Here is a 13,776-nt window from a genome sequence, read left to right as displayed (position 1 = left end):
GGTCAGAACAGCTTCAGTTTGTCGTCCTCGGTGCCGCGTAGGGCGTTGTAGTCCAAGGTGACGCAGGTGATGCCCCGGTCGACCGCGAGCACACGGGCCTGGGGCTTGATCTCCTGGGCGGCGAAGACGCCCTTGACCGGGGCGATCAGGGTGTCGCGGTTGAGCAGTTCGAGGTAGCGGGTGAGTTGTTCGACGCCGTCGATCTCGCCTCGGCGCTTGATCTCGACCGCGACGGTGGTGCCGTCCGCGTCTCGGCACAGGATGTCGACCGGGCCGATCGGGGTGGGGTACTCGCGGCGGATCAGGGTCCAGCCGGCGCCCAGCGCGTCCAGTCGATCGGCCAGCAACTCCTGGAGGTGGGCCTCGACGCCGTCCTTGACCAGGCCGGGGTCCACGCCCAGCTCGTGCGACGTGTCGTGCAGTACTTCCTCGATCGTGATGATCAGCTTCTCGCCGGCCTTGTTGATCACCGTCCACACGCCGTCGCCCTCCTTGAGGGTGCACGGCGGACTCATCCAGTTCAGCGGCTTGTACGCGCGGTCGTCGGCGTGGATGGACACGCTCCCGTCCCGCTTGACGAGGATGAGCCTGGGGGCGGACGGCAGGTGGGCGGTGAGTCGCCCGACGTAGTCCACGGAGCAATGGGCGATGACGAGACGCATGCCCCGACGCTACCGCCTTCGCGACCCCTGACTCGGCCATCCCCTCATCGGCGCCTCGACCCGTGTGACGCACGTCATGGCGGCGCCCCGGGGCCGTCCGGCCGGGACCGGAGGCCGCCTTCGGCACGCGGATCCGTCCGTACGACCGCTGGGTACGGCCCCGGACCGGGCCGGAGTACGGACGGGCGGTCGCGCGTTCCTGGTCGTGTTCACCGACCGTTCGCTATGGAGCAACGTGTGCCCGATGTCCTACGGTGAGTCAGGAGACGGTGCGGGCCGCGCGGATGGGCGTTCGGGGCGTGTCGTGATCGGAGCATGGGCGCCACCTGCTACGTACCGGACACGACCCGTACCGCCGGGCGAACTTGCGTACGTCCCGGCCGGAAGGAGCACCGATGTCGCTCGATGTGCCTCCGAAGTTGTTGGAACAGGCCGAACGCGGTGACGTGGACGAGGCCGAGTTCGTCGACTGCGTGCGCACCTCGCTGCCCTACGCCTGGCATCTCGTTTCCTCGTTGGCGACGCAACTCCAAGTGGATGGCGGTCCGTTCGCGGACAACCAGGTGCCGCCCGCCACCGAGACCGAGCGCGGGCAACTGCTTCGCGCGCTGGCCTCGGACGCGATTCGCGGCTCGATGGAACGGCATTTCGGGGTCAAGCTCGCGTTCCAGAACTGCCACCGGGTCGCGGTCTTCCCGGTCGAGGGCCTGGACGCGGACCGGTACGCCAAGTTCACCTCGATCCGGGGCCAACTGCTCAACCAGTCGCCGACGCTGCGCGACTGCTGACACCGCTTCGGAACCCTTCGGCGGCGCGGGCGGGCCTGACGGCGTGCCCGCGCCTCCGCATACCCGGCTCCCCGCGCACGCGCGCCCCGGACCCCCGATCCGGCCCGCGGATACCCGCGCAGCCGCTCACCCGCGCCCCGCGCGCACCGCACCGTCGCGCCATGTCGCCCACACGCACGTCACGCCGCACCGCCCGCACCCGCGCACCCCTCCCTCCCCTCCCACGCGAGGAGCAGCCCATGGGCATCACCCAGCCATTGCACCGTTGGGCCCAGCAGACCCCGGAGCGCACGGCCGTGATCGACGGCTGCGCGGGCACCACGTTCCACGAACTGCGCGAGCGCGTCGCCAAAGTCGCCGGCGCGCTGCGCGATCTGGGCGTCGGTGCCGACGACCGGGTCGCGATCCTGGCCCTGAACTCGTCCCGCTACCTCGAGTGTCTGAGCGCGATCCCGTGGGCCGGCGGCGTGCTGAACCCGGTGAACATCCGCTGGAGCGCGGCCGAGATCGCCTTCTCCCTGGACGACTCGCAGACCTGCGTACTGTTCGTCGACGACACGTTCGCCCCGCTCGTGCCCGCGCTGCGCGCCGCCTCGTCGAGCGTGCGCGAGGTCGTGCACATGGGCATCGCGCCGACCGGGCCCGGGACGCACGACTACGAGGAGTTGCTGGCGGCGGCCGAGCCGATCCCGGACGCGAACCGCGGCGGCGACGACCTCGCCGGGGTCTTCTACACCGGCGGGACCACCGGATTCCCCAAGGGCGTGATGCTCTCCCACGACAACCTGCTCGCGTCCGCGATGGGCGGCCTGGTCGCCACCGCCGCCTTCCGGATCGTGCCGGACGCGCGCGTGCTGCACGCCGCGCCGCTGTTCCACATCGCCGGGTTCGGGGTGTCGCTGATGACCTCGATCGTCGGGATCCCCCAGGTGGTACTGCCGTTCTTCGAGCCCGAGCAGGTCGCCGCGACCATCCGGCGGGAGCGGATCACCGAGGTCTTCCTGGCCCCGACGATGCTGCAAATGGTGCTGGAACACCCCAGGTTCGCCGAGTACGACGTGTCCTCGCTGCGGCTGCTCACCTACGGTGCGTCGCCGATCACCGCCGCGCTGCTGGAGCGAGTACTCAAGGCGCTGCCCGGCACCGCCCTGGTCCAGGCCTACGGCCAGACCGAACTCTCGCCGCTGGCAACGCTGTTGATGCCACAGGACCACTTGGACGCGGACCCGACGCGGCTGCGCTCGGCGGGTCGGCCGTGCCACCACGCCGAGGTACGGATCCTGGGCTCCGACGGGCGCGAGGCGGCGCGCGGCGACGTCGGCGAGATCGTCTCGCGCGGGGACCACGTGATGCTCGGCTACTGGAACCGGCCCGACGAGAGCGCACAGGCGCTGCGCGACGGCTGGATGCACACCGGCGACCTGGGGTTCATGGACACCGACGGCTACGTCACCGTGGTCGACCGGCTCAAGGACATGATCGTCACCGGCGCGGAGAACGTGTACAGCGCCGAGGTGGAGAACGCGGTCAACGCGCACCCCGACATCGCCGCCTGCGCGGTGATCGGTCTGCCCGATCCCACGTGGGGCGAGCGGGTGCACGCCGTCGTGGTCCTGCACCCGGATCGCGAGCTGACCGCCGAGCAGGTCCGCGCCCACGTCAAGACGTTGATCGCCGGCTACAAGGCGCCCAGGAGCGTCGAGTTCGTCGACGCGTTGCCGTTGACCGCGGCCGGCAAGGTGCGCAAGTCCGTGCTGCGAGAGAGGACGACCCAGGCGTGAACCCGACCATGCTCGACCGCTACGTCTCGCTGCGCATCGGGCGACGCGGCTGAGCGGACCCACCGCCCCGGCGCCCGGGACCGGCGCCGGGGCGACGCCTCACGCCCGGCCGGCGCCCCCACCGGACTCGAACGGACTCTCGACAAACCCGCGCCCAGCGGGCACGATCGCGGCTTATGACGGTGACCCGGGGGATCGTGACGTACGCGGCGGTCGTGACATTGACCATCGAGGCGGTGGCCGCGGTCGTCGGCTGTGGCGTGGTCGCGCCGATCGTGGTCATGAACGCGCTGTCGGACCGGTACGCGAGCAAGGGGACCGCGGCCGGCGCCCTCGGGGCCGCCTTCTTCGTGCTGCTCGGCCTGGTGATCGTGATCTGGTCGGTCTGGGCGGTGAACAACCTGCGGGATCGGCTGCACACCGGATCGACCTCCCGGGTCGGCCTGATCGGCGCGGCCGGTCTGCATGTGGCGAGCTCGGCGGTCGCGCTGATCTTCCCGATCGTGCTCGCGGTGACCCTGCCGGCCCTGGCGCTGCTGCTCGCGGCGACGCTGGCGACCCGCCCCCGGCGCCCGACCGGTCGACGGATGGCCACGGGTCGGGACGGGGCCTCTACCGTCGCCGGGTGATCCGCCGGTGCCCGCGGCTGTTCCAGCACGGGCGATGCCAGTGCCGGCGCTCCTCGACCCGGCCGTCCGCGGACCACGCGACCACGTGCGGCACGCCCGGCGCGATCTCGTGGTCGCATCCGGGGCAACGGTAGGTCTTGGTCGCGGCCTGACCGCTGATCGGTCGCACCAGCCAATCCCCGTCCATCCCCGACTCGCGCTCCTCGAAGCCGAGGCTGGGGTCGCGGGGTTCGTCCCGGTCGACGGACCGGGAGCGGCTGGTGGGCTTGTTACGACGCGGCACACAAAAAGGGTACGGGTGCACGCGCCGCGTGCACCCGTACCCCTCTCGTACTACTTACTCCCGTCCGACCGCGACCGGTCCGGCCGCATCGCTCCGGCCCGCAGCGCTCCGGCCCGCGCTACCGCTTCGCGTAGTCCCGGAAGCCGCGTCCGGTCTTGCGGCCGAGGTAGCCCGCGGTCACCAGGTGCTCCAGCAGCGGCACCGGCGACCAGCCGGGCTCGCGGAACTCGGCGAACAGCACCTTCTGGATGGCCAGCGAGACGTCCAGCCCGACCACGTCGAGCAGTTCGAACGGACCCATCGGGTAGCCCGCGCCCAGCTTGATCGCGGTGTCGATGTCCTCGGCCGCGGCGTAGTTGGCCTGGAGCATGCGCACCGCGTCGTTCAGGTACGGGAACAGCAGCGCGTTGACGATGAAGCCGGCCCGGTCGCCGCAGTCCACCGCGTGCTTCCTCGTGCGGCGACAGACCTCGTGGATGGTGGCCACCACGTCGTCCGTGGTGGCGACCGTACGCACCACCTCGACCAGCTTCATCACCGGCGCGGGGTTGAAGAAGTGCATGCCGACCACGTCGCCGGGGCGCGAGGTGGCCACCGCGCAGTCGATCACCGGCAGCGAGGAGGTGGTGGTCGCCAGGATCGCGCCGGGCTTGCAGATCTCGTCGAAGTTCTCGAACAGGGCCTGCTTGACCGACAGTTCCTCGACCACCGCCTCCACGACCAGGTCCGCGAAGGCGAGGTCGTCGAGCCGGGTCGAGCCGGTCACCCGGGCCAGCGCGTCGGCCTTGGCCTCCTCGGTCAACCGGCCGCGCTGGATCTGCTTGTCCAGCGAGCGGATCAGCGCCGTGCGCACGCGCTCGACCTTCTCCTCGCTGCGCGCGACGTAGACCACGTCGTAGCCGGACTTGGCGAACACCTCGACGATGCCCGTGGCCATCGTCCCGGTGCCCACCACGCCCACCGCGCGCACGTCGCGCGGCGTGCCGGCGACCGCGCCGGTCTCGCCGGCCTCGGCCACCACGACCGGCGAGCCCGCCTGCTCGTAGGTGTAGAAGCCGCGACCGCTCTTGCGCCCGAGCAGGCCCGCGGTACGCATCTGCTTGAGGATCGGCGCGGGCGCGTGCAGGCGATCGCGCGACTGGCGATACATCTGCTCCAGGATCTCGTACGCGGTGTCGATCCCGACCAGGTCGAGCACCGCGAGCGGGCCCATCGGCAGACCGCAGCCGAAGCGCATCGCCGCGTCGATGTCCTCACGCGTGGCGTACTTCTGCTCGTACATCGACGCCGCGTGGTTGAGGTACGCGAACAGCAGCCCGTTGGCGATGAAGCCGGCCCGGTCGCCGGCGACCACCGGCGACTTGCCCAGCCGCTCGGCGAGCGCGACCACGTCGGCGAGCACCTCGGGTTCGGTGACCACCGTGCGGACGACCTCGACCAGCTTCATCACCGGCGCGGGGTTGAAGAAGTGCAGCCCCACGACGCGCGAGGAACGTGTGGTGGACACCGAGAGCTCGGTGACCGACAGCGAGGAGGTGTTGGTGGCCAGGATGGTGTCCGGGCCGCAGATCTTGTCGAGCCGGGCGAAAAGCTCCTGCTTCTGCTCGAGCTGCTCGGGTATCGCCTCCAAGACGAGATCCGCCGCGGCGACCGAGTTCAGGTCGGTGCCGAGGGTGATGCGATCGAAGATGTCTCGCTGCTGGTCCTCGGTCAGCTTCCCGCGCGCCGCGGCGCGGGCGGTCGACTCGGCGATCCGGGCCCGGCCACGCGCGATGGCCTCGTCGGAGACGTCCACGGCCACGACGGTGAGTCCCGCCCGGGCCAGGACCTCGACGATGCCGGCACCCATGGTGCCCAGGCCGACCACGCCGACCGTGCTGATGTCACGGGTCATCTGCTGTGCTCCTCGCTGCTGAAATGGCGTCTCCCTACCGGGAGTACGCCTTGGTTACTGCGAAGTAGTACCGCGGGGTTTCAGGAGTATGGCAGCCCCTGTCGGACAGGCACAGACCGGTGGGATGTGCCGTTCGCCTCGATCCGTCCCGAATATGTGTTCGGATGGGTGATCAAGCGTCCCCGTCGCCGACCGCACGATGGCGCCGCCGGTCCGATAACCGCCCGGTCGGGTGAAAAACCATCACAGGTGAAGGATTACCTCCGAAGGCCTTCGAGCGTTGTCTTGTCTGTGGGCGCCCTGTCCCCACCTCCCGCTCCGCCCACCGCCGGTCCCGCCCGGCCCGGGCCGACGGGGTCACGACAAGGAGGACGCGATGAAGTTGGGCATCTTCCTGCTGGCGGCACAGTTCGACGCGGGCGATCACGGTGGCGTGCTCACCGCTGCCATGGACGCGGGAATCGCCGCGGAGGAGGCCGGGTTCGACGAGGCGTGGATCGCCGAACACCATTTCGTGCCGTACGGGTTGTGCCCGTCGGCGGTCACGTTCGCCTCCATGCTACTGGGGCGTACCCATCGAATCGGGGTGGGTACGGCGATCAGTGTGCTTTCCGACCAGCACCCGGTCGCTCTCGGTGAGCAGGCCGCCCTGCTGGACCAACTCTCCGGGGGGCGCTTCACCCTCGGAGTCGGGCGCGGCGGCCCGTGGGTGGACCTGGAGGTCTTCGGCACCGGCCTGCGCCGGTACGACGATGCCTTCCCGGAGTCGCTGGACCTGCTGATGCGCTGGCTCACCCACCCGAGGGTGGGCGCGGAGGGCGAACATTTCGCGTTCCGCAAGGTGCCGGTGGTACCGCGTCCGCGCACCTACCCGCACCCTCCGGTGATCGTCGCCTGCACCTCGCCCGCGAGCGCCTCGCTCGCCGCCCGCCACGGCCTGCCGATGCTCCTGGGCATGCACGCCGACGACGAGGAGAAGGCCACGATGGTCCGCACCTACGAATGCGCCGCGTCCGCGTGCGGCCGCGACCCCAAGGCGGTCGAGCACGCCGCCGCGAGCGTCGCCTACGTCGCGGACACCCGCCGCGAGGCCACCGAGACCCTGCGTGGCGCGATGCCGAGGTGGCTGCGCCGGGGCCTGTCGGCGCACGTGACGGTGGACGACCGGCAACGCCGCATGCGCGACCCGGCGGAATACACCGACTTCCTGTGCCGCATCCACCCGGTCGGCTCCCCGACCGACTGCGTCCGCCGCCTCTCCCACACCGCGGAACGCACGGGCATCACCCGTTTCCTGCTCTTCACCGAGGGCGGGGGCGCGGCATCGACGACATTGGAGAACGTGAAGCGGCTGGGGAAGGAAGTACTGCCGGCGCTGCGGTGATGCCGCCGGGGCCGGACGCCGGGCGCCCGGCCCCGGGATCCGGCGCCGAGGCCGCGTTCGTCGACCTCACATGCCGTCGCCGGCCGCCGGGGGCTGGGCCGGGGCGGATGTGCTCGGCTGGGGTGGCGCGGTCGAGGCCGGTGGGGGTGCCGACGTCGTGGTCGGGGGCGAACTGTTGCCCTGGGACGCCGAGTTGGCCGGGCTGGACGAGCGCGCCGTGCTCGCCGGGGCGGTGGTCGCGGGCGGTGACTCGCGGGTCGTCGTGGTGATCGTCGAGGTCGCGCTGCCGGAGCCCGGCTTGCGGCTGCCGGTCGGGGACGCCGGCTTGTCCCGGTCGGCCTTGGGATCCGCCTCCGGACCCCGGTTGGGCGTGTTCGGGTCGAAGGCCGCCGAGCCGGTCGAGCCGACCGGATTGCGGTGGTCGATCTTGTCCGGCGAATCCGAGCCCATCGCGACCACGGCGGCCAGGGTCAGCACCAGGACCGCCGCCGCTCCCGCCGTCATCAGCACGCCGCGACGACCGATCCCGCCGCGTGCCGCGCCGCCCGACCCGTCCCCGCCCGCCGCCGCGACCGCGACCCGGTCGCCGCCCGCCAGCGCCAGCACCCGGCGGTCCGCCGCGAGTCCGCGCTTGTCCGAGCCGACGTCGCGCATCCGGGTGGCCGCGACCGCCTCCTCGCGCGCGCCCCGGGTGTCGCCGGTGCACAGCGCCAGGACGGCCAGCTCGTGCCGGAACCACGCGTGGTCGGACGCCGCCGAGGCGCCCGCCTCGCGCGCCGAGGCCAGGCCCAGGTCGAGCACCTCGCCCCACGTGTCCCAGCGTGCCGAGGCGCCGAACGCGGGCGCCGCGGACCGGGCCAGCGCGCGCGCCGATCCGGCCTTGCCCAGCCGCTCCGACTCACGCAGGCAGGCCAGGATCGTGTCCGCCTCGCGCGCGATCTCCACGGGAGTGACCGAGGGGTGCGAGACCCACCAGGTGAAGTGTTGTATCGCCGCGACCGCCCACGAGGACGGCCCGCGCACGATCGTGGCGATCGCCTCGGCGGTGCCGCCGGTGAGCCGATACCGGCCGAACTCGCGCACCGCGAGCCCGGCCGCGACCAGCTCGTCGGCCGCGCCCACCGCGTCCACCGCGCCGGTCAGGGCCGGCAGGTGTACCGGGTCCGGCAGTTCCCCGTCCAAGGCGGAGGCCAGCCGCAGCACCTGTTGCGCCGACGCGGACACCAGCGGCACCAGGCGCGGTACGAACTGCCTCGGCTCGCCGGGCGAGGGCAACTCGCCCGAGCTGTCCGCCGTACCGTCGTCGAGCAGCCCGTAGCCGGACCGCCCGCGCTCACGCCGCCCCAGCAGCGCGCCGGCCTGCACGAACCGACCCGGGTGGCCGCCCACCTGGAACCACAGCGCGGAGGCCCAGGCCAGTTCCTCGTCGTCGAGTTCACGCCCGGCGATCCGCCGCAGCAGGTCGAAGCACGCCTCCTGCGGGAGTCCGCCCAGGGTGATCTCGTGCAGCGGCGAGTCCCGGCGCACGATCGGATCCGCCACCTCCGGACCGGCCACCAGGAAAGCGCATTCCGGGGCGATCCGCAGCAGCTCGTGCACGTCCTCCTGCCCCAGCTCCAGGTCGTCCACGACCACGAGCGCGGCCACACCGGCCAGGATGATGCCCAGTTGCCGCCGGGTCGGCCGGTACGCCGGTCCGGTGAAGCACGCGTCGTGCAACTGCTGCAGCAGGTCGTCCAGACCGCGGCGGCGCCCGTCGAGCAGGACCACCCCGTCCGGCGCCTCCGCCGGGTCGAGCGCGGCCAGGTGCCGCAGCACGGTGGTGCGACCGCTCGACGAGGACCCGCCGATCCGCACCGACGTCCCGCGCTGCAACAGGCCGGTGAGCTCGGCGATCTCCACGTCGCGGCCCAGCGGCGGCAGGTCGTTCGCGGGCACCGAGCCGGGCAGCCTGGAGGTCAGTGGCGGCCGGGCTCCGGCGGGCATCGCACTCGCGTCGGTGCCGTCCGGTCCGCCGAAGGTCAACAGCAGGTCGCCCGCGATCAGTTGCAGCGCGCCCGACCCCGGTTCGTCGGCGCCGCCCCGGTCCACTCCCGGGACCGGGCCCGACCGGTCGTCGTCGTCGAGCCGGATCGGCTCGGCCCCACCGATGCGCGGCGCGGACGCCCGCGCGGACCCGGACGCGCGCGCCGAGCCGGACGCGAGCCCGGGCGGCTCGACCGCCCGCGCGTCACGCTCCTCGGCCGCACCCGGGCGCGGCCCGAACAACTCGTCCAGATACGCGTCGTCGCCCCAGGAGCCGCTCGCCGACCCGCTTCCCGAATCGGCCGCGGAGCGTGCCGAGGCGTCGGCGGGAAATTCGAGCGGGTCGTCCTCGAAGCGCTTTTCCCCGTCTTCTTCCGGCCGTTCCCTGCCGCCGCCGTTCATGCCACTCCCTGTGCTCCCCGTCGTGGTTTCTCGACGCACCGGTGCGGCCGGGGACAAGTCCGGGCCCCGGGGGGCGGAAACCGGTGATCAGTGTGCCGGGCGCGGCCGGCACACCGATACCCGGTGCCGGGTTCGTGACAAGATCGTTGAGCACCGACGCGTCGAGCGGCGGGGCGACCGAGCATGGGTTGCGCGTGTCCCCTCCGTACCGCGTCCCACCTTGCCACCTCCCGCCGTCGAGTGGACCGGGTCCGGGCCGACCTTCGCTCCCTCTTCACAACAACGCGCGCGCCCCCCGAGTGGTCACGGGGACGATCGCGCCGGGCTGCGTCCCGACCCCCCGTTGCCCGCCGAACGGCCGGTACGAGCGCGCCGAGGCGCCGGCGCACACCCACCGATCGGCCCAGGCGCGCCCACCGCGGCGGGCTTGGCGAAAAGTCGGTGCATGCGCGTGGAGTCGCCCTATGGTGCACAAGGGGCGCCACATCAGTCCGGCGCACAGGGGGAACAGGGGGACTCACATGTCCGGTTCCATACGTACGCGACGCGTGGGACGGCGGGTGAGTCGGCGCGGGACCCGGCTCGCGTGCGCCGTCGCACTGCTCGCCTCCTTAGCCTTGTCCATACCCTCGGCCGGCGCGTCGCCGGCCTCGTCCGCGGGTGTCTCGGACACCCCGTCCCGCCCACCCGGTCCCGAGTTGTTCGGCTCGGCGCCCACCGCACGCGCCGCGTCCGCGCAGGCGGCGGCGGTACCGCCGAAGTTCTCCGACGACGCGGTACTGACCGGCCTGACCCAACCCGTCGATGTGGCCTTCGCCAAGGACGGTCGGGTCTTCGTCGCCGAGAAGACCGGCGTCGTCAAGGTGTTCGACTCGATCACCGACCCCACGCCCACGGTGTTCACCGACCTGCGGGCCAAGGTGCACAACTTCTGGGACCGAGGGCTGCTCGGCTTGGCCCTGGCCCCGAACTTCCCGACGGATCCGTCGGTGTACGTGATGTACACGCACGACGCGCGCCCCGGCGGCTCGGCGCCCTACTGGGGCACCGCCGGCGCCCTGGACGACGGCTGCCCGGACCCGCCCGGCGCCCAGGCCAAGGGCTGCCTGGTCACCGGCCGGATCGCCAAACTGACCGCGACGGGCAATACGGCCGGCCCCGAACAGGTGCTGGTCGAGGGCTGGTGCCAGCAGTTCCCGTCACACGCCACCGGCAGCCTGGGGTTCGGCCCGGACGGCTACCTGTACGCCTCCGCCGGCGACGGTGCCAGCTTCGACTGGGCGGACTACGGCCAGACCACGGCCAGTGGCCCGATCCCGGGCAAGGACCCGATTCCGGCGAACCCGTGTGCCGACGGCACCAGTCCGGTGGGCACCGTGCTGGCCGCGCCCACCGCCGAGGGCGGCGCCCTGCGCGCGCAGGACTTCCGTACGTCGGGCGACCCGTTCGCGCTCAACGGCAGCATCATCCGGATCGACCCGGCCACCGGCGCCGGCGCGCCCGGCAACCCGCTGGCGGGCAACGCCGACGCCAACGCCCGCCGACTGGTGGCGGCCGGCCTGCGCAACCCGTTCCGCTTCGGCTTCCGGCCGGGCACCAACGAGCTGTGGGTGGGCGACGTCGGTTGGAGCACGTGGGAGGAGATCGACCGACTCACCCCGTCGAGCGCCGCCGTGGCCAACTTCGGCTGGCCCTGCTACGAGGGCTCGTCCCGCCAGGGCGGCTACGAGTCGATCGGCCTGAACCTGTGCGCCAACCTCTACGCCGAGGGTCCGGCGGCGGTGAAGACGCCCTACTACGCCTACCAGCACGGCGCCGTGGTGGCCCCGGGTGACGGTTGTCCGACCGGCAGCGGCTCGGCGATCTCCGGCGTGACCTTCTACTCGGGGCAGCGTTACCCGGCCGCGTACCGGGGCGCGATGTTCTTCGCCGACCACAGTCGGCGCTGCGTGTGGAGCATGCTGGCCGGCCCCGACGGACTCCCGGACCCGGCCACCCGCCAGGCGTTCGTGACCAACGCGAACCCGGTCCAGCTCACCACCGGCCCCGAGGGCGATGTGTACTACGTCGGCTTCGAGGACGGCGCGATCCACCGGGTCCGCTACACCGGCAGCGCGCCGAACGCGGTCGCCTCGGCGACCCCGACCACCGGCACGACCCCGCTGACCGTGTCGTTCACCGGCTCCGCGTCGACCGACCCGGACCCGGGCGAGTCCCTCACGTACGCGTGGGACCTGGACGGCGACGGAGCGTTCGACGACTCGACCGCGGCGAACCCCTCGTACACCTACACCGCGTCCGGCACGTACACCGCCAGACTGCGGGTCACCGACCCGGTCGGCCTGACCGGCGTCTCCGCACCGATCACCATCTCGGCGGGCAACGCGCCGCCGACCCCGGTGATCGACACCCCGGCCGGGTCACTGACCTGGAAGGTGGGCGACCCGATCGCGTTCAGCGGACACGCGACCGACCCCCAGGACGGCACCATCCCCGGCAGCGGTCTGAACTGGCAGATCATCATGCACCACTGCACGACGCCCAGCACCTGCCACGAACACCAGATAACCGGGCAGGGCGGCGCCTCGGGCAGCTTCACTGCGGTCGACCACGAGTACCCGTCCTGGCTCGAACTGCGGCTGACCGCGACCGATTCCGGCGGCCTGACCGGGACCACCAGCGTGCGGCTGGACCCGAAGACCGTGAACGTCACGCTCGCGTCCAACCCACCGGGCCTGACCCTGGGCCTGTTCTCCTCGCAACGCCCGGCGCCGTTCACCAGCACGGTGATCGTCGGCGGCACGTCCTCCATCGCCGCACCCTCGACCCAGGTCCTGAACGGCAAGAACTACGAGTTCGTGTCCTGGTCGGACGGCGGCGCCGCCGCACACAACATCACCGCGCCCGCGACGCCGGTCACGTTGACCGCCACCTATCGCGAGATCGACGGGCCGACGCCCGGGCTGATGGCCCAGTACGGCTTCAACGCGGCCGGCGGCACGCTCGTCACGGACGACGCCGGCCAGGGCAACAACGGCACCGTCACGGGCGGCACCTGGGTCCCCGGCCATTCCGGCAACGCGCTTTCCTTCAACGGCACTTCGTCGATGGTGACGGTGCCGCACAGCGCCCGGCTCACGCTCACCACGGGGATGACCCTGGAGGCCTGGGTCAAACCCTCGGCGATCACGAACTGGCGCACCATCCTGCTCAAGGAACGCGGCGGCGGCCTGTCCTACGCGCTGTACGCGAACGGCACCAACGCGCCCAACACGTCCATCAACACCACCGGCACCAACAACGACACCTACGCCGACGGCACCGCACCCCTGGCCACCGGCGCCTGGGCACACGTCGCGGCCACCTACGACGGCGCCACGCTGCGCCTGTACGTCAACGGTGTCCAGGTCCGGTCCACCGCGCACACCGGCCCGATCGTCGACGCCGGCGGCGCACTCCGCATCGGCGGCAACACGGTCTGGGGCGAATACTTCACCGGCCTCATCGACGACGTCCGCATCTACAACCGCCCCCTCACCCCCACCGAGATAGCCGCCGACATGGCCCGCCCCATCCCCTGACTCCACCCGCCGGACGGGCCACCCAGGCCCGTCCGGCACCCTCCCACCCCAACTCCCGCCCGCCGAGACAAACTCCAGCTCGCCCGGCACCACTCCCAGCCCGCCGGCACAAACTCCAGCCCGACCGGCACCCAATCCAGCCCGTCCGGCGTTTGAGGACACCCGAAACCCGAGCACTGACCAACCGCCGCTCCCCCGGAAGCCGGACCAACCCCACTCCAGCCCGTCCGGCGTTTGAGGACACCGGCACTCACCAACCGCCGCTCCCCCGGAAGCCGGACCAACCCCACTCCAGCCCGTCCGGCGTTTGAGGACACCGGCACTCACCAACCGCCGCTCCCCCGGAA

The 13,776-nt window shown here is 72.1% G+C and carries 9 protein-coding genes; 5 read left to right on the top strand and 4 right to left on the bottom strand.

From position 1 onward, the window contains the following. Positions 1–2: 2 nt before the first annotated feature. Positions 3–662: an endonuclease NucS gene (gene nucS, locus ACZ4FV_RS35180; protein WP_395865952.1), complete on the bottom strand. Its 660-nt coding sequence runs from the start codon at positions 660–662 to the stop codon at positions 3–5. 395 nt (positions 663–1,057) lie between these two features. Between nucS and ACZ4FV_RS35175 the strand changes: the two genes are divergently transcribed. The 3 genes from ACZ4FV_RS35175 to ACZ4FV_RS35165 all read left to right on the top strand — a co-directional run bounded on the left by ACZ4FV_RS35175 (position 1,058) and on the right by ACZ4FV_RS35165 (position 3,860). Further along, a complete protein-coding gene (locus ACZ4FV_RS35175; RefSeq protein WP_395865954.1) occupies positions 1,058–1,450 on the top strand; it encodes an SCO5389 family protein in 393 nt (130 codons plus the stop codon). 239 nt (positions 1,451–1,689) lie between these two features. Continuing rightward, positions 1,690–3,231 carry a long-chain-fatty-acid--CoA ligase gene (locus ACZ4FV_RS35170; protein WP_395865956.1) on the top strand — a complete coding sequence of 514 codons (1,542 nt, stop codon included), beginning with the start codon at positions 1,690–1,692 and terminating at the stop codon, positions 3,229–3,231. Positions 3,232–3,407: 176 nt separating this feature from the next. Continuing rightward, positions 3,408–3,860 (top strand): hypothetical protein, encoded by a 453-nt coding sequence (locus tag ACZ4FV_RS35165; RefSeq protein ID WP_395865958.1) that lies wholly within the window; start codon positions 3,408–3,410, stop codon positions 3,858–3,860. Here ACZ4FV_RS35165 and ACZ4FV_RS35160 read toward each other — a convergent pair. Further along, positions 3,844–4,143 carry an ATP/GTP-binding protein gene (locus ACZ4FV_RS35160; RefSeq protein WP_465324399.1) on the bottom strand — a complete coding sequence of 100 codons (300 nt, stop codon included), beginning with the start codon at positions 4,141–4,143 and terminating at the stop codon, positions 3,844–3,846. The two genes, ACZ4FV_RS35165 and ACZ4FV_RS35160, sit on opposite strands and share 17 nt — an antisense overlap. 118 nt (positions 4,144–4,261) lie before the next feature. Beyond that, complete coding sequence (locus ACZ4FV_RS35155; RefSeq protein WP_402230624.1) at positions 4,262–6,037, bottom strand: 3-hydroxyacyl-CoA dehydrogenase family protein; 1,776 nt, start codon at positions 6,035–6,037, stop codon at positions 4,262–4,264. Between the two features lie 376 nt (positions 6,038–6,413). Here ACZ4FV_RS35155 and ACZ4FV_RS35150 point away from each other — a divergent pair, with 376 nt between their 5' ends. Further along, positions 6,414–7,421 carry an LLM class flavin-dependent oxidoreductase gene (locus ACZ4FV_RS35150; protein WP_395865963.1) on the top strand — a complete coding sequence of 336 codons (1,008 nt, stop codon included), beginning with the start codon at positions 6,414–6,416 and terminating at the stop codon, positions 7,419–7,421. 66 nt (positions 7,422–7,487) lie between these two features. Here the strand turns inward: ACZ4FV_RS35150 and ACZ4FV_RS35145 are convergent, their stop codons facing one another. Beyond that, positions 7,488–9,848 carry a hypothetical protein gene (locus ACZ4FV_RS35145; RefSeq protein WP_465324397.1) on the bottom strand — a complete coding sequence of 787 codons (2,361 nt, stop codon included), beginning with the start codon at positions 9,846–9,848 and terminating at the stop codon, positions 7,488–7,490. A gap of 617 nt (positions 9,849–10,465) precedes the next feature. Here ACZ4FV_RS35145 and ACZ4FV_RS35140 point away from each other — a divergent pair. Then, positions 10,466–13,429 carry a LamG-like jellyroll fold domain-containing protein gene (locus ACZ4FV_RS35140; RefSeq protein WP_465324395.1) on the top strand — a complete coding sequence of 988 codons (2,964 nt, stop codon included), beginning with the start codon at positions 10,466–10,468 and terminating at the stop codon, positions 13,427–13,429. Positions 13,430–13,776: the final 347 nt, after the last annotated feature.

This window comes from Embleya sp. NPDC025285 (genome assembly GCF_055558835.1).
This window is presented reverse-complemented; position numbering and strand designations above follow the sequence as displayed.